The sequence below is a fragment of the Nakamurella sp. GG22 genome (genome assembly GCF_052976845.2).
The window spans coordinates 24,396-44,020 of record NZ_JBRIIO020000029.1 but is presented as its reverse complement, the minus strand read 5'-3'; the positions used below and the strand labels follow the sequence as shown (position 1 = coordinate 44,020).

Sequence of the window (19,625 nt, the reverse complement as noted above, 5' to 3'; positions counted from 1 at the left end):
GTCAGCTGTGCACCAGGGGGCGGTCCACAGCGTCCGGCACCATCGGCGGGGGAGTGTTGCGTCGCCGACCGCTGACCGAACCGACCACGATCAGCACCGTGCCGACGATCAACAGCACACCGCCGCCGACGACCAGTGCCCACGCCATCGGGATGAGCACCGGAAGGTCCGCGCCGACGCTCAGGTCCACCGTGACTCCGGGGATGGCGTCGGCGTTCATCACCACGAGCATCCAGCGACCCGGCTGCGGATCCCAGGTCAGCGTCTTCGCACCCAACCCGGACGCCTGCGCCGCCCAGAAGGTCTGGTCCATCGGCAGCTCAGCCGGAGCCGAGCCCGCGTGCGAAGAGTACTTCGCCGTGAACGGGAACAGGCTGAAATCCGTCACCCGGTCGGTCTGCACCCCGCCGAGGTACCTGGAGACGTCGGCCGTACGGGCGATCCCGACGAAGACCGGCACGTCCGAGGAAGCATTTTCCGCCGTCGCCCGGACCTGGCCGAGCCAATCCGCGTTGGCCGCCCAGCCGGCCTGCGTCCAGTTCAGCTCGGCGGCGCCGAACTCGATGGCATAGCCGGATCCGCTGAACTGCTCGGTGGGCGTGGTGTAGCTGCCGTCGTCGGCCCGGGTGGCAGCGGCCGCCACGAAGATCGCGGTGCCGCCGGCCGCGGATCCCAGACCGCCGAGCACAAGCAGGGAACCGATGAGAATTGCTGCGACGCTGCCTGCCGACCACCGGCGTGCCTGCGCCCGCGGCGGGGGCGGTGGGGGAAACTCGCCGGTCCACAGGCTCTGTGCCGGCGGACCTGCCGGCGCTGGCATGGTCGCCGTCAGCCCGTCAGAGGTGCCGAAACCGGTGGGATCCTCGCCGCCCGCGTCCAGCCGGAACGGCGGGTACTCATCGGTCATGAGCAGGACGTACGCCCCGACCCGGAGGACCCAGCGGTCCAGACCGAGGATGAAATCGAACAGCCCGCGCGGGTACCGGCCGGTGAACAGCAACGCGATGGCCGCAAAGCAGACCAGGATGCTGACCAGGCCACCGCCCGCCGAGTACAGCCATTGACCTGCCTGGGCAGCGAGATACGTGCTGCCGCCGATGAAAACGGTCACGATGATCAGCTGCGGCAACGCCAGGAGCCACTTCACGAGCACGAGTCCGTTGGTCAGATGCTGTGGGTAGGTCACATCGAGGGTGGCCGGATACTCCGGATGTTCCTCGAGACTGAAGGGCGGGTACCGGTCCGTCCCGAGCGCTCCGTACCCGTAGTACGCCACCCGCCAGGTCCATCGGAGCACACCGACGTTGAAGTCGAACAGCGGCCGCGGGTACCGGCCGGTGAAGAGGATCGCGAAGAACGCGATGACGGTGAGCACCCAGAACGCCACCCACAGCAAGGCGAGGACGATCAGGTGCGGGATCAGTAAGAGCCATTTGACCAGCCACAGTCCTCGGCTCAATGGTTCGTCGAGGCGGCCCTGCAGGCGGACCGGGGAACGTGTCGTGGGGAAGGGTGGCGTCGGGGAAGTGGTTGCCGGGGAAGTCATATCGCATCTCCCAAGGTGGAGCCCCTGGCAGAGGGGTCAACTCAGGCATAGTGCACTTCGCCTACCCCTGCCAGGGGGGTTGGGCACGGTGCGGCGGGACCAAGGTCCCGCCGGTCGTGGCACGATCTGAAACGTGACGAGCAGACCGATCGACGCGCAGCGGCTGCGCGACCTCGCGTTGCTGCGCCGCGTTCGTGACCGGATCGATCGTGAGTACGCGCAGCCGCTCAACGTGGAGGCGCTGGCCCGTGGCGCGAGCATGTCGGCCGGGCACCTGAGCCGGGAATTCAAACTCGCGTTCGGCGAGTCCCCGTATTCGTACCTGATGACCCGGCGCATCGAGCGTGCCATGGCCCTGCTGCGGTGCGGCGACATGAGCGTGACGGAAGTGTGTTTCGCGGTCGGCTGCTCATCGCTCGGCACCTTCAGCATCCGCTTCTCCGAACTCGTCGGCATGCCGCCCAGCGTCTACCGCCGGGAGGCGCAGCAGGCGACGGCGGGGATGCCGTCGTGCGTCGCGAAACAGGTCACCAGACCGGTCAGGATTCGAGAAGCGGTGGGCACCGAGCCGCACCTAGCGTGAGCGCCATGGACATCACCATTCACCAGAGCTACCTCCCGCAGACCGACCCGGACGCCGCCGTGGCCTTCTACCGCGACGCCCTCGGCTTCGAGGTCCGGATGGACGTCGGATATCAGGGGATGCGCTGGATCACCGTGGGACCGCCCAAACAACCGGACACCGGCGTCGTGCTGTTCCCGCCGGAGGCCACCCCCGGGCTGACCGACGAGGAGCGGCGCACCATCCAGGAGCTGATCGCCAAGGGCAGCTACTTCGCGATCAACCTGGCCACCACCGACCTCGACGACACCTTCGCGAAGCTGGAGGCAACCGGGGCCGAGGTCATCCAGGAGCCGACCGACCAGCCGTATGGCGTCCGGGACTGCGCGTTCCGCGACCCGTCGGGCAACATGCTCCGAATCCAGGAACTGCGCTGAGCGGCGCCGCACCGCGCACGCGCGCGCAGCGTCGCCTCGACAGCGAACACCGGTTGACCCACGACATCGACCTGTGGGTCGCCACCGCTTCCCGCGATGGCGTGCCGTACCTGGTGCCGTTGTCCTTCGATTGGGACGGCGAGACGGTCCTGCTTGCCACCCCGGCGAGCAGCCCGACCGGTCGAAACCTGGCCGCCGGCCCGCAGGTTCGACTGGGCTTGGGCCCCACCCGCGACGTCTGCATGATCGAGGGCGACGTCGAGGTCCTGGAAATGGACGGGTTGGATCGCGAACGGGGGGATCGATTCGCTGCGCGCACCGGGTTCGACCCACGCACCCTGACGACCGCCTACCGTTGGTTCCGGGTCACCCCGCGACGCATCCAGGCCTGGCGGGAGGTCGACGAGCTGCCCCACCGGGAGCTGATGCGGGACGGGCGGTGGCTCTGACCTCGGCGATGATCCGTCGGTGCGACCGGATATTTCAGCGGGCCTGCGCCGTCGATCTGATAGACAGCGGAACGAGTGCGCGAAACCGCGCCACACGGATGGAGACACGTTGAGCATCGCGACCAGATCGGACGCGCAGACGCCTGCGCGACATGTTGCCGACAGCCACGATCTGATCCGGGTGCACGGTGCGCGGGAGAACAATCTCAAGGACATCAGCATCGACCTCCCGAAGCGCCGGTTGACGGTCTTCACCGGTGTCTCCGGCTCGGGCAAGAGCTCCCTGGTGTTCGGCACGATCGCCGCCGAGTCCCAGCGGATGATCAACGAGACCTACAGCGCATTCGTGCAGGGCTTCATGCCGACGTTGGCCCGGCCGGACGTCGACGTCATGGACGGGTTGACGACCGCGATCATCGTCGATCAGGAACGGATGGGCGCCAACGTCCGCTCCACCGTCGGCACCGCCACCGACGCCAATGCGATGCTGCGCATCCTGTTCAGCCGGCTCGGCAGGCCGCACATCGGTTCGTCGCAAGCGTTCTCGTTCAATGTCGCGTCGATCAGCGGGTCGGGCGCGGTCACCTTCGAGCGCGGCGGCAACACGACGAAGGAGCGGCGCAGCTTCAGCGTGCTCGGCGGCATGTGCCCTCGCTGCGAGGGCCGCGGCTCGGTCACCGATTTCGATCTGACCCAGCTCTACGACGACAGCAAGTCGCTGCTCGAGGGGGCGCTCACCATCCCCGGCTACAGCGTCGACGGGTGGTACGGCCGCATCTTCAGCGGTTCCGGCTTCCTCGATCCGGACAAGCCGATCCGCAAGTTCACCAAACGCGAACTCAACGACCTGCTGTACAAGGAACCGACCAAGATCAAGGTCGACGGCATCAACCTGACCTACGAGGGATTGATCCCGAAGATCCAGAAGTCCTTCCTGTCCAAGGATATCGAGGCGATGCAGCCGCACATCCGGGCCTTCGTCGAGCGCGTGGTGACGTTCACCGTCTGCCCCGACTGTGACGGCACCAGGCTGTCCGAGGCGGCCAGGTCCTCCAAGATCAAAGGCATCAGCATCGCCGACGCGTGCATGATGCAGATCAGCGATCTCGCCGAATGGGTGCGCGGTGTCAAGGACCGCTCGGTGGCACCGCTGCTCGAGAACCTGCTGCAGACGCTCGACTCGTTCGTCGAGATCGGGTTGGGCTACCTCTCTCTCGACCGGCCGTCCGGGACGCTGTCGGGCGGGGAAGCCCAGCGGATCAAGATGATCCGCCACCTCGGCTCGTCGCTGACCGACGTCACGTACGTGTTCGACGAGCCCACGATCGGCCTGCACCCGCACGACATCCAACGGATGAACGACCTGCTGCTGCAGTTGCGTGACAAGGGCAACACGGTGCTGGTGGTGGAACACAAGCCCGAGGCCATCGCCATCGCCGACCACGTCGTCGACCTCGGCCCGGGCGCCGGAACCGCCGGCGGCGAGGTCGTCTTCGAGGGCACCGTGGAGGGACTGCGGGCCAGCGACACACTGACCGGCCGGCACCTGGACTACCGCGCTCGCGTCAAGCCGTCCGTGCGGACGCCGTCGGGCGCCATGGAGGTGCGCGGCGCGAGCAACCACAATCTCCGCGACCTCGATGTCGACATCCCGCTGGGCGTGCTCGTCGTGCTGACCGGCGTGGCCGGCTCGGGGAAGAGCTCGCTGATCCAGGGCTCGGTGTCCGGCCGGGAGGGGGTGGTCACGGTCGACCAGGCGGCGATCAAAGGATCACGACGCAGCAACCCGGCCACCTACACCGGGCTCCTGGAACCGATCCGGAAGGCGTTCGCCAAGGCCAACGGCGTCAAGCCGGCGCTGTTCAGCGCCAACTCCGAGGGCGCCTGCCCGACCTGTAACGGCGCCGGTGTCATCTACACCGACCTGGCGATGATGGCGGGCGTTGCCACCATGTGCGAGGAGTGCGAGGGCAAGCGGTTCCAGGCCTCGGTGCTGGAGTACCACCTCGGCGGCAAGAACATCAGTGACGTGCTGGCCATGTCGGTGACCGACGCCGAGAAGTTCTTCGGAGCGGGGGAGGCGCGGACGCCGGCCGCGCACACCATCCTCGATCGACTCGTGGACGTCGGCTTGGGGTACCTCAGTCTCGGTCAGCCGCTGACGACGTTGTCCGGTGGTGAGCGGCAACGGCTGAAGCTGGCGACGCGGATGGTGGAGAAGAGCGGCGGCTCCAGCGTCTACGTGCTGGACGAGCCGACCACCGGCCTGCATCTCGCCGACGTCGAGAACCTGCTGGGGCTGCTCGACCGGCTCGTCGACTCGGGCAAGTCGGTGATCGTCATCGAGCATCACCAGGCGGTCATGGCGCACGCGGACTGGATCATCGACTTGGGTCCGGGAGCCGGTCACGACGGCGGCAGGTTGGTCTTCGCCGGCACACCGGCCGACCTGGTGGCCGCCCGCTCCACTCTCACCGGGCAGCACCTGGCGGCGTACGTCGGCTGACCGGTCGGCTCTCCGCGCGTCAGGTGCCGAGGATCGTCTTTGGCCGGGTGGTGAACACAGCGCACTTCGGTGGCACGGCCTTCGACGCCGACGAGTGGACGACAGACGTATTTGTCCGCCGCGATCAACGCTGGCTGTGCGTCCACACCCACGTAACACCTGTTGCTGTCACCCAATGACGACGAGTTTCGCGTTTTCGGATGTTGCGGCATCGACCCGCGCCGCGCTGCCGGATCGTTGAGTACAGAAGGGACTTATCGGCAAGAAAGGCCAAATAAGCCCAAAATGGGGTAAAGGTTATGCGGACCGCATTCCCACCGCAGAGTAATTGGCGACAAACCATGTCAGTGGTTTGATGCTCCGGTCAGTTCGAGTCCGGCGTCGTCGCCAATCTTGGCCGCGAAAGGGATGAAGGGCACATCATGACCAAGGCACACCCTGACGGATCGGCGCCCACGCAGGCACCTGTCAGCACGCAGCGGGCAATCCTGAACACCATCAAGGGTGCGGCCGGCAATCTGGTCGAGTGGTACGACGTCTATATCTACACAGTGTTCGCGGTCTACTTCGAGGCTGCCTTCTTCGATTCGGCGGACAAGAACTCGACAATCTACGTTTACGGGATCTTCGCCGTGACGTTCATCATGCGACCGATCGGTTCGTGGTTCTTCGGGCGGTTCGCCGACCGGCGCGGCCGACGGGCGGCGCTCACGGTCAGCATCACCCTGATGTCCGCCTGCTCGTTGATCGTCGCGGTCATGCCGACACGGGAGTCGATCGGCGCGTGGGCGGCGGTCATCCTCATTGCCGCCCGCCTCGTGCAGGGCTTCGCCACCGGTGGCGAGTACGGCACGTCGGCCACCTATATGTCCGAGGCGGCGACCGCAAATCGTCGCGGCTTCTTCTCGTCCTTCCAATACGTCACGTTGGTTGGCGGCCATGTCCTGGCGCAGTTGACCCTGCTCATTCTGATCAGCTTCATGCCGGTGGACGACATCAAGGACTGGGGCTGGCGAATCGGGTTCTTCATCGGCGGCATCGGGGCGCTGATCGTGCTGTGGATCCGTCGGACCATGGACGAATCGTTGTCTCCGGAGTACCTGGCAGCCGTGAAATCCGGCCAGGACACGTCCTCCGGATCGATGAAGGCACTGCTCACCACTTATTGGCGTCCGCTGGTGTGGGTCTTCCTCGTCACCGCCGGCGGCACGATCGCTTTCTACACCTACAGCGTGAATGCGCCGGCCATCGTGAAGAAGGCGTTCGGCGAAGACGGCGCGACCGCGGCCACGTGGGTCAATCTGCTCGGCCTCATCCTGCTCATGGTGATCCAGCCGATCGGCGGCCTGATCAGCGACCGGGTGGGCCGCAAACCGCTGCTGGTGTTCTTCGGCGTGGGCGGTGTCCTGTACACCTGGGTGCTGATCAGCTTCCTGCCGCAGACCACGTCGCCGATCATGGCGTTCCTGCTGACCGCGATCGGGTACGTCATCCTGACCGGCTATACCTCGGTCAACGCCATCGTCAAGGCCGAGGTTTTTCCTGCGCACATCAGGGCGCTGGGCGTCGGTCTGGGTTACGCGCTGGCCAACTCCATCTTCGGCGGCACCGCACCGGTCATCTACCAAGCATCCTCGGCTGCCGGCAAGACCAATCTGTTCATTGTCTACGTCACGGCGGTCATCGCAGTCAGCCTCGTGGTGTACGTCTTCTTCATGAAGAACCGGAGCGTCACAGCCTTGGACCGGGAGCAGGGCACCGCATGGGCCGGTACGGTACCGGCGACTCGGGCCGGTGTTCGGAGTTGACGTTCGTCAAGTGCCGCAACAGTTGTCGCACCAAGAACAACCAATGACCATACGAAGACCTGGTCCTGATTTCGTCACGTGACGAATCGACCGTCGGTAAACCGGCCGAGGCAGCATGGTCGGGCGCAGCGCACGGCCCGACCATGCTGCCAATGCCGCATGCCGCCTGAGCACTTGATTCATGGTGCGGCCGGCTACGGCGCCGGCGTCGCGGGCAACAACGACAGGACACCGGTCCGCAACCAATGATCAACACGTGTGGTCAGGTCAGTGGTGCAGATCATCACTACGGCGCGAACTGGTGAATGAATGTCAGCGGCGCGTGGTGCAAGGTGTCCGGGGTCCGGCCCGCAGCACAGATCGAGTGCCGATAAGTGAGATTATGTCAAGTAGACAGAGCAATATTGCAACGGATGCACGACCCGCCCTCTCCTCAGTCCGCGATCTGGTTCGGCAAGTCCCGCCGCCAACCGTTGCCGCCCAGCTCGGCTACAGCAACCAAGTCGCCTTCACGCACGCCGCGGTCGCAACCGAACCACTCGTTCCATACGCGGATACCGCGGCCGTCCACCATCAACGGACCTAGCAACTCCTTTGAACAACAGTCAGCGCGAGCTTGCACCAACTCAGCCTGCACGTGCCGAAACTGCACCATTGTTGCCGCGGGGTGAACCGGGCAAGTACTCAACATGAGACCCTTACGCATGCAACAGACGGTGCCATCGGGTAAGTCCGCACTCCAGCGGTGGACCGCTCGCTGGAATGGGCCGATCTTTGTCGCGGTGGGTCTGGTCTGGTTGGCCATGATCCCATTCACTTCCGGTGTGTTGGTCCTCCGTTGGACCCTCGGGATTATGTTCTTGCTGGTCGGAATCAGCACCACCGTCAGCTACCTTCGGTCGCGAAGCGAAGGCGACTCAACGGACCCCACACCTGGCGAGGGACGCGCATAGGATCACAGGCCCCGCCCCGTCCCGAGGCGGACTGCACGCGCAATCTCGCACGATAATGCAGGACTTAACATTGCTTGTTACCAGTGAACCATTATGCATCGGAAGCGACGAGCGCAAATGCACTTCTGCTCTCGGGCGACCGAGCAGCGGTACCTGCCAGGAGTTGCGAGCGTTGTGGGCGTTGAGTCGTTGCTCTAGACGCTAGCCCAGCCGTTCCCTGACGAACGCAGCCAGCGCCTTCTCCGACGGCTGCCCCCAGCCGATGCAGAACGGGTGGCCAGCCGGGTCTGCGTACACCTGGTGGCCCTGCGGCTGACGAAGGTCCGAGGCTTGCAGGAGGCGGGCGCCCAACCTCACCGCTTGCTGGTGCGCCGACGCCGGGTCGTTGACGTGAAAGTCGAGGTGCATTTGCTGAGGGGCACCGTCAGGCCAGTCCGGGGCAACATGCAGTGGCGCGAGCTGCACTCCGACCCGCCATTCTCCTGCCGCGTCGATGACGCTGTGGAACGTGTCGTCCTCGAAGACGTGGCCATCGAGCATCCCCGCCCAGAAGCCACTCTCGGCGTGCAGGTCGGCGGCATCAAAGACGACAACAGTCCTGATGGTGTCCATGGCTCCAGGCTAGGGAATCCGGTGAGGCAGGAGAAGGCGGGTTCTGGATCGGCCTCACCGCGGTGTGTCCGGGCATTCGGCTCATGGCAGCAGTGTGCGTAGATGCGACCCGGTCCTGCCCAACTGCCTCCACGGACACGCGACCACCGCCCCTCCGCGACGCCGTCTGGGCGTCGCTCCCCCGACTTGCCGTCATCGATGAATCCCGTCGATGCAGTCGGCATCAAGCCGGCGGGACCGTCTTTCGCATGACGGTCTTGCTCTTTCCGATGTGACGCTCGAAGGTGAAGCCGGCCTTCTCGAACATGGCCCTCGTGCCGTTGTGGAGGAACGATGACGACGTCCTTTTGCCGGGTGGGAGCTCATTCGGGAAAGAGACCACCTCGCCCCCGCCGGCCCTCACGATCAGCTCGAGCGCCCCGTCCAACGCCTCCCGCGCTACTCCTGAGCGCCGGTGGTCGCGGTCGACGAAGAAGCAGGTGATACGCCACGGTGCCGGGTTCTTCTCGCCGGCGTCGTATTGCTTGCGGTGGTAGATGCCCGGCAATTCGAGCGGACTGCCGTACTCGCACCACGCGATCGCATCTTGCCCGTCGAAGACCAGTGCGGCGTGCGCGACGCCCTCGTTCACAAGCCGCTCCTTGAACGTCGGCCCGTCGTACTCTCTCTTCACGGTCTGCTCGGTGTCGCCATGGAAGTACGAGCAGTAGCACCCTCCCCAGACACCGTTGTGCTTCTGCGCCAGCGCCAACCACGCCGGGAAGGTCTCGGGCGTGAGGGGTTTGATCATATGTGGAGTCGTCACACGCACCTCCGGGGCTTTTGCAGAACGTCAGGAAGCAGACTGTGCCGTAGCGGACTCGGCAACGCACAGTATTTCTCTGTTGCGGTCTTGGTCGGCGATGACGGTGAGCGCAGGCGTTTCGCTGTCATCGACGACGGTTGCGCCCGCGGCGACGACAACGGCCATCTGTTGCTCGGCGACCTCGGCCGGCACGTAGACCTCGACGTAAAACCGCTTACTCCGCTTGTCATCTCGTCGACGTCCCGGAACCACAGATTGGGGACGCGGCCCGTGGCGTCCCGACCCTGCGCCAACTTGCGACAGTCAGTCAGATCCGCTTCGGCGATCGCTTCGCCGCTCAACATTTCCACGTTTCAGGCCCTCAAATCTGATCTGGGGTCAGCGCTCGGGTTCGTCGTCCGAATGTGCATCTGGTACCTGTGACACGTGCACCCGAGATCACAGCATGGTACTTAGCGAGAAACAAGACAGCGGTCGTGACCACGGCGCGGACAGCGGACCGCGGCTCGCGGGAGGCGATGGCTCGAAGCGGACGTCGTTGATTGCGGCGCCGGAATGAGCCCCTTCATGAGTGCACGATGACCCCATTCCTACGGAACCTGGGAAGACATCCTAGATCGAGGAAGAGCATCATAATCTTGTCGCCTGTTCACAGACGGCCGACCGCAAGATTGATGTGGTGTGCGCCGTCGCCTGGACTTGCACGAGAATTGTCGAAGGCGAGTTGGAAAGATTAGCGTGCAAGTTGCCGGTCGAATTCATCATGTCTCCCGACGCTGACTTGTTCTCGACGCCTGCTTGCGCCGGATCATCAGGCGAAGGTGTAGCGCAGCTCGAGCGCGCCGCTCGCCAGCGGGTGCGCCCTGTCCAACCGCATTGCCAGGTGCCCGGTGGGCAGGTGCATGTCCTCGAAGAGCCGCGCGCCGGAACCAACGATGATCGGGAGCACGGTGAACGTCAACGCGTCCAGCAGCTTGCGAGCCAGCAGCCAACGCACGAGTGTCGGGCTGCCGAGCACGAGTATGTCTTTGCCGGGCTCGGTGCGCAGGAGAGCGAGCTCTGCCTCGAGTTGGTCCCTGAGCACTGTCGTCCCCGGCCACCCGACCTCGGCCAGCGTGGTCGACGCCACGTACTTCGGTACGGAGTCCAAGAACTGGACCGCGGGTGAGTCAGGGTGATCATGCCGCAGCCGGTCGTAACCGGCGAACGAGCGCCTGCCCATGAGGACGGCGCCCGCACTGGCCCAGCCCGCGGTGATGCCTGCGAACAGCTCGTCGTCGAAGTAGGCGAACTGCCAGTCGTCATCGGCCTCGACGATGCCGTCGAGGGAGACGAAGAGGCCTGTCACGAGCTGCCGCGTGCCGTGCGTTGGTGTGGAGGTCATCTCGGGGTGGACCGGACTCGTCCCACATATTGATCGGTCAGCGGTGAATCGACGGCGGGAGTCCGTGCACCGGGAGAAGCGAGCCGTCGATGAAGCTGACGATGGCCGTGATCTGGTCACCTCGGATGGTCAGTACGTCCAACGCGTAGGCGACATGCGCCCCAGCGCTCTTGCTCCACGCGTAACAGCCGACCGCCAGCTGGCCGTTCGCCATCGCTGCGCAGTGCCGCCAGTCCACGTGAAACGGCGCGGCCGCCAGGAATCCCGCTATTGCGTCGCGCCCGTGGAACCAATTCATCAGCGGCGGCATCGCCCAGGTCGCGTCCGCGGTCACCAGCGCGAGCATCCCCTCGACATCATGTGCGCGCAGCGCGGCTGTGTAGCGGGCGACCAGTTCCCGCTGCCCCTGCTCGCCGAGGCGAGCAAGAGCCACCTGCTGGCTCGGTTCGTCCTGACATCGATCAGCGAGGACCTTGCGAGCCCGCTGCAATGCGGCCCTCACCGACGCCGGGGTCGTGGCCATCATCACCGCGATCTCGGCCGCCGAGAAGCCGAGCACGTCGAAGAGGATCACCGCAGCGCGTTGATTTGCAGCCAACCGCTGGAGAGCGCAAATGAACGCCAGCTCGACACTCTCCTTTCCGACAGCGCTCAGCTCGGGATCGTCCGGGTAAGGCTGAATCCACAGAAACTCCCCCGCAGGCTCACGCATCGCCTCGTCCGGCCCGGCAGCGCCGAACACGTCCATCGGCAGAACGCGCCGCTCCTTGCGCTCCAACTCGTTCAGGCAGGCATTGATCGCGATGCGGTGCATCCACGTTCGAAGTGAGCTCCGGCCCTCGAAGCCGGCGCGCCCGCGCCACACGCGGACGCTCACCTCCTGCAGCACGTCCTCGGCATCCTGCAACGAACCCAGCATGCGGTAGCAGTGCGCGCGGAGTTCACTCCGAAAGGGCGCCAACGGGTCCTGTTGGCCAGACCCAGCCATTGATGGTGGTGTCACCAGTACAGGTTTGCAAAGCTCGGTTCCGCCGCAGCCACCTGGTCCCCGTCCCGGTGGTGGACACCCGGGGGTTCCGCGCCGGACGGCGGCCAGCAGCATCTGCGCGACGTCCACGACCTCGACGCTCTCGGGTGCGAAGGCGGCGGCCTGCTGGGACGTCAGGGCGTCGGACAACATCACCTGGCAGGGTTTCACCGTCGTCTGCCCGGACCTGCCGGCTACGGCGAAGGTGGACGTCTTGGTGAGGGACCCGAGGGCTATGGCTGTTCCTGCATGGGCGGCCCGTCGAGCACGGTGGGCGCGAACTCGAAGAGCTGGAGGGAGCCGTCGAAGGTGCGCGTGGTGAGGAGCTCGAGCGCAACGTCGGGCCAGCCGTCGTAGATGCGGTCGCGACCGGTCACGCCGTTCACGACGGGAAAGACGACGACCCGGTAGCGATCGACCAGACCCGCTATCAACAGCGAGCGGCTCAGGCTCGGGCTGCCGATCGTGCGTAGCGCTGTGGCACCCCGGCTTTTCATGGCGCGTACAGCGTCCACCGCGTCGTCCGAGACCAGCGTGGTATTGGCCCATTGCGGGGAATCCTGCATGGTGCGGGAGAAGACGACTTTCGGTCTCGCAGTGAGTTCCTCGAAGCCTTCCGCGTCCGACTCGGCCATGCCGGCGAAAAGGCGATAGGTGTTGGCGCCCATCAACAGGGTGTACTCGAGCTTGGAGTCCTCTTGCAGGAACGAAAGGTACTCCGGTCCGCCCATCCCCCAAAGGCCCGGCCACCCCTCGGCGGCACCGAAGCCGTCAAGAGAAGTGATGTAGTCCAGCATCAGTTCGGGCATGTCGGTTGTCCTTTCCAGTCGAGGAAAACGAATTCGCTTGATGAGGCTGCACTGCGCATGTTGCTGGCCGGCACAACATGGATGTGTCGGTTCATCCTGGACCAGGATGGTGAGCGAGCAGACGTTGAGAAGCCATACCGTTCAGACCCGGGGGGAACCGAAATTCACCGGTAATGCGCTGAGACGTCAGAGACGTCCTTGTCCGCCAGCAATCTCCAGTCGCAGAGCCCGCTGACAGCTGTCCACCACAACGTCCGGCCGAGCTCAGGAAGTGCCGAGCGGCTTCGCCAGGACGGTCGGGACGTAGACCAGTTGCTGGATCTGTCCGTCGAGGAGCCTCGACTCAACCAGCTCGAGGTCGATGTCAGGCAGGTCGGCCAGGACCGGATCTGAACCCGACGCGCCGGTGATGATGGGAAACACCAGGATCTCCAGCCTGTCCACCAGGCCGGCGGCGAGCAGCGCGCGATTCATCGAGATGCTGCCGTGCGAGCGCAGCGGGCGGTGCGACTCGCGCTTCAGGCGCAAGACGGCCGCGACCGCGTCTTCGGCGATGAGCGTCGAGTTCGCCCATCTCAACGGCGTCTCGAGCGTGCGAGAGATGACCAACTTCGAGCGGGCGGTCAGGGCCCGAAAGTCTGGATTGTCGGCAGCGTGAGCCGCGAACTGTTCCATCGCGCGATACGTGTTCGCACCGAGAACCAGCGTCTCACCGTCACCCTCGAAGAAGACCCGCGTCCGCTCCGCTGACAGCTCGGGCCCGCCTTTGCCCCAGTAGCCGATGGGCCCAGTACCGAAGCCGTCGAGGCTCATGAACAGATCTGCGGTGTAGGTGGTCACGGCGCTCCTCTCTTCTGGTATCCAACGAAATCCAGACCCCTCCCGGGACCGTTAATCATCGCGAGACGCCAGCGGTTACTGGCCTCAGCAGGCGGACGACACGACCGGCGTGACCGCACACCTCAACCATGTCGCAAAGTACGTCATCTCCTCAACGATGACCGATCCCAACTGGCAGCACAGCACCGTCATCAGCGGGGACCTTGTTGAGGGCGTGAGGGCCCTCAAAGACCAGCGCGGCGGTGACATCGTGGTGACCGGCAGCATCACGCTGTGCCACGCCCTGATCATTGCAGGAATGGTGGACCAGTACCGGCTCTTCACGTACCCAGTGGTGCAAGGACGAGGGCGGCGGCTGTTTCCTGAGGGCCAGGAGGTGCCGGCGCTCCGACGGCTGGCGTCGCGGAGCTTCGCCAATGGCATCACCTACGCGCGGTACGCGCCGGCCTGAGAGGTGCCGCCCGCCCCGTATTCAGCGATGACTATTTGTGCCTTTCCTATGGAATTTCTCTGAGCAGCCCGCTCCTGGTCCGACACGTAGGGGACCCTCGTCTAAACCTGCTGCGCACGGGTCACGTTGGTTCAGCGCTCACCGACGCCAACCGGCGCAGTGCCTCCTGCGAGGGTGATCCGGGCTCGGCGTGATAAATGACCAGGATCTGGTTGTCCCGGCCGGTCACCAGGAACTTCTCGTGGCGGAGTTCGAGCTGCCCGACGAGCGGGTGTAGGAAAAGGCTGACCCCGCCCACCTTCTGGCGGACGTCGTGGCGCTCCCACAGGCTGCGAAAGCGGTCGCTGGCCGCGGACAACTCGTCCACGAGTTCCGTTAGTTGCGGATGGTCCAGGTCGGTTCCCGCCGACGCGCGTAGACCGGAAACCGCCTCCCGAGTCGCGCGCTCCCAGTCCTGATGCAGCACGCGGTCTTCCGGGTCGAGGAAGACGGCGCGCAAGACGTTGACGCCCTTCCGGTAGTGGGGCGAAAGCGCTTCGGCCAACGGGTTTGCGGCCAGGACGTCCATCCACCGACCCTGCACGAACGCCGGTAGCGGCAACTCGTCGATGAGCTGCGCGACTCCGGGAGGAGCGCTCTCGGTGGCCTGTATGCCGCGTCTGTCTGTGGGTGCGGACCGAGCCAGTCGGTGCAGGTAGGCCGCCGCCTCGGCGTCGAGTTGCAGCACCGCGGCCAGCGAATCGAGCACTGAAGCGCTGGGGTTGTGGTCTCTCCCCTGCTCCAGGCGGAGGTAGTACTCGGGGCTGATCGTGGCCAGCAGGGCGACCTCTTCGCGTCGCAGCCCCGCGACCCGTCGTCGGCTCCCCCGCGGGATTCCCGCTTGCTCCGGAGTGACCAGCCGCCGCCGCGCCTTGAGGTAGTTACCGAACGAGTTCGTGCTGTCCACCGAGCAAAAATAGCCTTCTTCAGCCGCATCGTGGCCCTGGCAGGACCCTGCCTTGGTGGGGTGTCACGTCACGTGTGGGCGTGAACCGACGATGGAGCCACGGCCAGCGCCACACGGCCCCTGATTCGCATTCGGAGGAAGTCATGAGGTCGCTGATCAACAGTCCCTTCACCGGGGACGACACCGCGGACGTCGTCAGTGAAGGCATCGACCTGACCGGGCGGCGGGCCGTCGTCACCGGCGCAGCTTCCGGTATCGGGGTCGAGACGGCCCGAACCTTGGCCCGCCGCGGCGCCGAGGTCACCATCGCCGCGCGTCGTTTGCCGGCCGCGCAGCAGGTCGCGGACGAGATCGCCCGGACGACGGGAAACCCGAACGTTCACGCGGCGTTCCTGGAACTGACCGATCGGCGGTCGGTCGCGTCCTTCGCCGACGCCTGGTCCGGACCACTGGATCTGTTGATCAACAACGCCGGGGTGATGCTGATCCAGCAGCTCACGCGGGACGCCGGTGGTCACGAGATGCAGTTCTCAACAAATCATCTCGGTCATTTCGATCTCACGACCCGGCTGCACTCGGCGTTGGCCGCGGCCGACGGCGCACGTGTGGTGATGCTCAGTTCGTCCGGTCATTTGTTCGGGCCGGTGGTGTTCGACGATGTCGACTACCGCTTCCGCAACTACGATCCGCTGTCGGCCTATGCGCAGTCGAAGACCGCAGAGATCCTCTTTGCCGTCGGTGCGACCGCCCGTTGGGCCGGCGACGGAATCTTCGTCAACGCTGTCAATCCAGGCGCCATCGCGACCAATCTCCAGCGGCATGTCAGCGGCACGCTGGCCACTCCTGCCAACCAGCAGAAGAGCGTGCAGCAGGGTGCATCGACCAGCGTTTTCGCCGCCGTCTCACCACTTCTGGCCGAAATCGGAGGGCGCTACTTCAACGACAACACCGAGGCCATCACGGTCCAAGAGCGACCCGAGGATCCCCGGGTCCTCGTCACGACCGTTGCCCATTACGCGCTCGACCCGGCTGCCGCCGACCGTCTATGGGCGTTGTCGGAGGCTTTCCTGCGCTGATGGTTGAGCGCCTCCTGTACGCGCTACTCCCTCGCGGATGGTGTCGCTCAAATGACCCGACTCACCACTCTCGCCGTTGGATCGAACAGGGCTGATCAGATGGCGTCGACACTGCCCAGGCAGGGGCTGCGGGTGTGCATCGGTGAGGACGATGTGCTGCTGCGGGAAGGGATCGTCCGGATCCTGGTGGGCGCTGGGCTCGACGTGGTGGCGCAATCGGGCGATGCCGAGGAGTTGTTGCGTGAGGTACTGGCCTTCCGGCCGGACGTGGCGATCTTCGACGTGCGCATGCCGCCGCGGCACGAGGACGACGGATTGGTCGCTGCCATGCAGGTGCGCCGGCAGCTGCCCGGCACCGGTGTGCTGATCCTGTCTCAGTTCTGCGAGCCGAGTTTCGTCATCGATCTGATCGGTGATCGTCCGGAGGGTGTCGGGTATCTGCTCAAGGAACGGGTCGGTGATGTCTCGGCCTTTCTCGATGCCGTCGAGCGGGTGGCCGGCGGTGGAAGCGCGCTCGATCCCGAGGTCGTCGCCCGGATGTTGGGGCGTCCCGCACCGGGTGACGCGCTGTATCCGCTGACGCCGCGCGAGCGGAGCGTTCTGGCCGCCATGGCGGAAGGCCTGTCGAACCTGGGGATCTCGAGGTCGTTGCTGATGAGCCAGGCGGCGGTGGAGAAACATGTGACGGCGATCTTCCGCAAGTTGGGTATCGCCGCCGCGGACACCGAGCACCGGCGGGTGCTGGCCGCTCTCACCTATCTGCATTCCCGGGACCGCCGGTGACACACACCGGCGCAGGCCGGGATCTCCGCGCCGCACAGCAATTAGGTCAAATTATTCTGGACGGTCTGCCCGCGCGTCACCCGTCGAAGGGTCAATCCACGGGGACGTCGGGCTGTTCCATCAGTGCTCTCCGCCATAGCGGAAATGCCGCCGCGGCGAGGGTTACCGTCGACGCGGTGAGGAAAGCAAAGACAAAGCCGCTTGACGAGGCAAGCGCCCCGATGGCGGCAGCCCCTAGCGCCTGACCGAAGACCAGAACGACGAACAGTACCGCTGTCCCCGCCGGAGCCCGAGCATCGTCTATCTGAGCTGTCCAGGCGATGAGTGCACCCGTTGCAGCGGTGTAACCCCAGCCGAACGCCCCGCAAGCCGCAAGAACGACCATATTGGCGTCCGGGGCCAGCGCGAGGGTGGCGGTTGCTGCGGCAACGGTGAGGGTCGTGATGGTCCAGGCCGTGCGTGGAGGACGGGCACTCATCGATCGTGCGGTGCCGATGACTGCTGTGCCGCCGACACCCAGAGCGATCCAGGCCGCCACCGACGCGGCTTCGCCGGCGCCTGCGTCCGTCAAATGTAATCTGCCGTAATTCCAGACAGCGGCCGAGCCGGCGCCCAGCAACAAGGTAGCCAGGATGATGGAACGGTGATCCCTGAACCACGAACCGGGCGGCACCGGAGGCCCGTTGGAGGTGACGTTCGCAGCCTCTCGGCTCCTGTACCGATCGAGACCCAGGACAGTGGCACCGATGGCGAGCGTCAAGCCCGCAACGATGAACCAAGCCAGTCGCCAGTTCGGCAACAGCATGAGCGCGAGAATGCCGGCGGCAACCAGCCCAGGTCCGGTGCCGGCGTTCACCATTGCCTGACTGCGGTCTTCGATGCCAGCAGGCACGTTGCGCTGGACGATGCTCACCATCCCAGGGGAAGCAAGGCCCGCGCCGGCCGAACTCACGATGGCGAAGAACGCGAAAGCAGCTGTGCTGGGTGAGGCTGCCATTCCGGTTGCGCCGACGCTTGCGCACAACGCGGCAGCCACGATGAGACTACGAGGGCGTTTGGACGCGACAAAGAAGCCGACAATCGCACCCGAGCAGTACATCACCGACGCACCAGAGGAAATCAGTCCTGCCGCCGCTGCGGCGAAGGACAGCTCCGCCTGAACATCGGGTAGGAACAGCCCATAGGCCAGCCGGACCAACCCGTAGGTCGCCGCAATGAGGCCAGAACCCGCAGCAACCAGGCCGACGGCAGGCATATCGAACGACGAAAACGATCGTTTCACATTGACAGTCTAGGGTGCGGACATGGGTATCCGAGCAAGCACCGAGGCGAAGCTACTGGACGCCGCCGACGAGCTGTTCTTCTCGCACGGAATTGCCGCCACGCCGATTGATGCCGTTCTCGCGCGCGCAGGCGTCTCCGCAGCAACCCTGTATCGCGGGTACGCCAGCAAGGAGGAGCTGGTCGGCGCCGCCTTGGAGCGGCGGCACCGTGCCTGGCTCGAAGTGTGGGACCAGGCAATCGCTCGAGCCGAAACGCCCCGGGACAAGCTGCTCGCCGTCTTCGACGCACTCGACAAAGTCAGGTCCCGTCCCGACAGCGCGCGCTGGTGCGCTTTTCTTGGGTCCGCAGCGGAATACGCCGATCCGCCCGAGGAAATCGGCCGAGCAGTCGCAAGAGACACCAACACACTCCGAGAAAGGCTACTCGAACTCGCCGAAACCGTGGTGGGCGACAACTCGCCGGCGCTGACGGAGAAACTGCTGCTGATCGTCAGTGGCGACCTTGCCATGCGGTTGAGAAATCCCGGCCACCAAACGGCCACTGCCCGCTCGATTGCTGCCGCCGTGATCGAGGGCACCCGGACGGGCTGACAGCAGCTGGCTCCTTCACCCATAGCAGTTTCGGTCGGGCGTGGCGCCGGAGCGGGATGCCTACCCCGGCGGCCCGCTCGGCTACCGGCGGGCAGTCACGCCTGCTGAGGTGCGCGGAGTGACTCGCCGTCGAGGCTGGCTGCCGGGGTCGCCGGCGATGCGGTCCGGCGTGGCCAGGTCCAGGCGGAACGCACGATGAAGGCCAGAATCAGCACCTCGAGTCCGATGGAGAAGCCGTAGTAGAAGGCCCAGTCCCAAGACGCCCCAGCCGCGTTGAAAATCATGACTGGGATGTAGATCGATGCCACGACCAGGTTGGTCGTGCGGTTCACTCGGCCGGGCAGCGTCACGGAGAGCATCACCATCAGGGCCGGGATACCTATGACCACGAGGAAAATCGTCACCAATGTCGGGGTGATGTCGAACTCAAAGATTCCGCCACCCCGGATTTGGTCGATGGCGCCGGGCTGGTAAAGGTGGAAGTAATCGATGTAAATGACGAAGAACATCAAGCTGGTCCATGCTGCAGCGAGCTTGGCCTGCACCGGAATGCGTAATTCGGCCAGCGTGCTCTGGGACGCCGGATTCTGCGGCGCGGTGTGGGATTGACGCGTTCTCATCACAATGCTCCTTGCTTGGTCGGGTGCTTGATCGGGGCTTGATCGGGTGGGTGCTTTCACCTTCACGGACGCCTGCGGCCGATGCATCAGCCCCGGAGCCTGATTCGACCTGGCCGTTGGCACAGTTGTGCTCTTGT

19 protein-coding genes and 2 pseudogenes are annotated in these 19,625 nt (G+C 65.2%); 10 read left to right on the top strand and 11 right to left on the bottom strand.

From position 1 onward, the window contains the following. Nucleotide 1 precedes the first annotated feature (1 nt). A complete protein-coding gene (locus tag ACVBEQ_RS23160) occupies nucleotides 2-1,546 on the bottom strand; it encodes a DUF4389 domain-containing protein (RefSeq protein WP_447155757.1) in 1,545 nt (514 codons plus the stop codon). Between the two features lie 133 nt (nucleotides 1,547-1,679). On the opposite strand from ACVBEQ_RS23160, the gene ACVBEQ_RS23155 reads away from it, so the two are divergent. The 6 genes and pseudogenes from ACVBEQ_RS23155 to ACVBEQ_RS23130 all read left to right on the top strand — a co-directional run bounded on the left by ACVBEQ_RS23155 (nucleotide 1,680) and on the right by ACVBEQ_RS23130 (nucleotide 7,308). After that, nucleotides 1,680-2,129 (top strand): helix-turn-helix transcriptional regulator, encoded by a 450-nt coding sequence (locus ACVBEQ_RS23155; RefSeq protein WP_447155756.1) that lies wholly within the window; start codon nucleotides 1,680-1,682, stop codon nucleotides 2,127-2,129. A 5-nt stretch (nucleotides 2,130-2,134) separates the two neighbouring features. After that, entirely contained in the window at nucleotides 2,135-2,545 is a 411-nt protein-coding gene (locus tag ACVBEQ_RS23150) for a VOC family protein (RefSeq protein ID WP_447155755.1), read from the top strand. 53 nt (nucleotides 2,546-2,598) lie between these two features. Further along, entirely contained in the window at nucleotides 2,599-2,994 is a 396-nt protein-coding gene (locus ACVBEQ_RS23145) for a pyridoxamine 5'-phosphate oxidase family protein (protein WP_447155754.1), read from the top strand. A 109-nt stretch (nucleotides 2,995-3,103) separates the two neighbouring features. After that, the gene (locus ACVBEQ_RS23140; RefSeq protein ID WP_447155753.1) at nucleotides 3,104-5,500 is read left to right on the top strand and encodes an ATP-binding cassette domain-containing protein; all 2,397 of its coding nucleotides are present in this window, start codon (nucleotides 3,104-3,106) and stop codon (nucleotides 5,498-5,500) included. 44 nt (nucleotides 5,501-5,544) lie between these two features. Continuing rightward, nucleotides 5,545-5,679, top strand: a pseudogene (locus ACVBEQ_RS23135) (DUF4440 domain-containing protein); the annotation flags it as partial. 243 nt (nucleotides 5,680-5,922) lie between these two features. Further along, nucleotides 5,923-7,308, top strand: coding sequence for an MFS transporter (locus ACVBEQ_RS23130; protein ID WP_447155752.1), 1,386 nt, complete (start codon nucleotides 5,923-5,925; stop codon nucleotides 7,306-7,308). A 1,154-nt stretch (nucleotides 7,309-8,462) separates the two neighbouring features. On the opposite strand, the gene ACVBEQ_RS23125 is transcribed toward ACVBEQ_RS23130, so the two are convergent. The 7 genes from ACVBEQ_RS23125 to ACVBEQ_RS23095 form a co-directional block, all read right to left on the bottom strand. After that, nucleotides 8,463-8,873 (bottom strand): VOC family protein, encoded by a 411-nt coding sequence (locus ACVBEQ_RS23125; protein ID WP_447155751.1) that lies wholly within the window; start codon nucleotides 8,871-8,873, stop codon nucleotides 8,463-8,465. Between the two features lie 223 nt (nucleotides 8,874-9,096). Next, complete coding sequence (locus tag ACVBEQ_RS23120) at nucleotides 9,097-9,663, bottom strand: GNAT family N-acetyltransferase (protein WP_447155750.1); 567 nt, start codon at nucleotides 9,661-9,663, stop codon at nucleotides 9,097-9,099. A 42-nt stretch (nucleotides 9,664-9,705) separates the two neighbouring features. Beyond that, nucleotides 9,706-9,870 carry a hypothetical protein gene (locus ACVBEQ_RS23115; protein WP_447155749.1) on the bottom strand — a complete coding sequence of 55 codons (165 nt, stop codon included), beginning with the start codon at nucleotides 9,868-9,870 and terminating at the stop codon, nucleotides 9,706-9,708. Between the two features lie 619 nt (nucleotides 9,871-10,489). After that, a complete protein-coding gene (locus tag ACVBEQ_RS23110) occupies nucleotides 10,490-11,062 on the bottom strand; it encodes a dihydrofolate reductase family protein (protein ID WP_447155748.1) in 573 nt (190 codons plus the stop codon). A gap of 37 nt (nucleotides 11,063-11,099) precedes the next feature. Continuing rightward, on the bottom strand, nucleotides 11,100-12,050 hold the full coding sequence (locus ACVBEQ_RS23105; protein ID WP_447155771.1) for an RNA polymerase subunit sigma-70: 951 nt from the start codon (nucleotides 12,048-12,050) through the stop codon (nucleotides 11,100-11,102). A gap of 272 nt (nucleotides 12,051-12,322) precedes the next feature. Further along, nucleotides 12,323-12,898, bottom strand: coding sequence for a dihydrofolate reductase family protein (locus ACVBEQ_RS23100; protein WP_447155747.1), 576 nt, complete (start codon nucleotides 12,896-12,898; stop codon nucleotides 12,323-12,325). 264 nt (nucleotides 12,899-13,162) lie between these two features. Next, entirely contained in the window at nucleotides 13,163-13,738 is a 576-nt protein-coding gene (locus ACVBEQ_RS23095; protein WP_447155746.1) for a dihydrofolate reductase family protein, read from the bottom strand. Between the two features lie 64 nt (nucleotides 13,739-13,802). Here ACVBEQ_RS23095 and ACVBEQ_RS23090 point away from each other — a divergent pair. Beyond that, nucleotides 13,803-14,189: pseudogene (locus tag ACVBEQ_RS23090) on the top strand (dihydrofolate reductase family protein); the annotation flags it as partial. 121 nt (nucleotides 14,190-14,310) lie between these two features. On the opposite strand, the gene ACVBEQ_RS23085 reads toward ACVBEQ_RS23090, so the two are convergent. Beyond that, nucleotides 14,311-15,135, bottom strand: a complete 825-nt coding sequence (locus ACVBEQ_RS23085; RefSeq protein WP_447155745.1) for a helix-turn-helix domain-containing protein — start codon at nucleotides 15,133-15,135, stop codon at nucleotides 14,311-14,313. A 143-nt stretch (nucleotides 15,136-15,278) separates the two neighbouring features. Here ACVBEQ_RS23085 and ACVBEQ_RS23080 point away from each other — a divergent pair, with 143 nt between their 5' ends. Further along, a complete protein-coding gene (locus ACVBEQ_RS23080) occupies nucleotides 15,279-16,211 on the top strand; it encodes an SDR family NAD(P)-dependent oxidoreductase (protein WP_447155744.1) in 933 nt (310 codons plus the stop codon). A 99-nt stretch (nucleotides 16,212-16,310) separates the two neighbouring features. Further along, nucleotides 16,311-16,994: a response regulator transcription factor gene (locus ACVBEQ_RS23075; protein WP_447152778.1), complete on the top strand. Its 684-nt coding sequence runs from the start codon at nucleotides 16,311-16,313 to the stop codon at nucleotides 16,992-16,994. 91 nt (nucleotides 16,995-17,085) lie between these two features. On the opposite strand, the gene ACVBEQ_RS23070 is transcribed toward ACVBEQ_RS23075, so the two are convergent. Further along, entirely contained in the window at nucleotides 17,086-18,276 is a 1,191-nt protein-coding gene (locus tag ACVBEQ_RS23070) for an MFS transporter (RefSeq protein ID WP_447155743.1), read from the bottom strand. A 22-nt stretch (nucleotides 18,277-18,298) separates the two neighbouring features. On the opposite strand from ACVBEQ_RS23070, the gene ACVBEQ_RS23065 reads away from it, so the two are divergent. After that, entirely contained in the window at nucleotides 18,299-18,868 is a 570-nt protein-coding gene (locus ACVBEQ_RS23065) for a TetR/AcrR family transcriptional regulator (protein ID WP_447155742.1), read from the top strand. 95 nt (nucleotides 18,869-18,963) lie between these two features. On the opposite strand, the gene ACVBEQ_RS23060 is transcribed toward ACVBEQ_RS23065, so the two are convergent. Beyond that, nucleotides 18,964-19,488, bottom strand: a complete 525-nt coding sequence (locus ACVBEQ_RS23060; RefSeq protein ID WP_447155770.1) for a DUF6326 family protein — start codon at nucleotides 19,486-19,488, stop codon at nucleotides 18,964-18,966. Nucleotides 19,489-19,625: the final 137 nt, after the last annotated feature.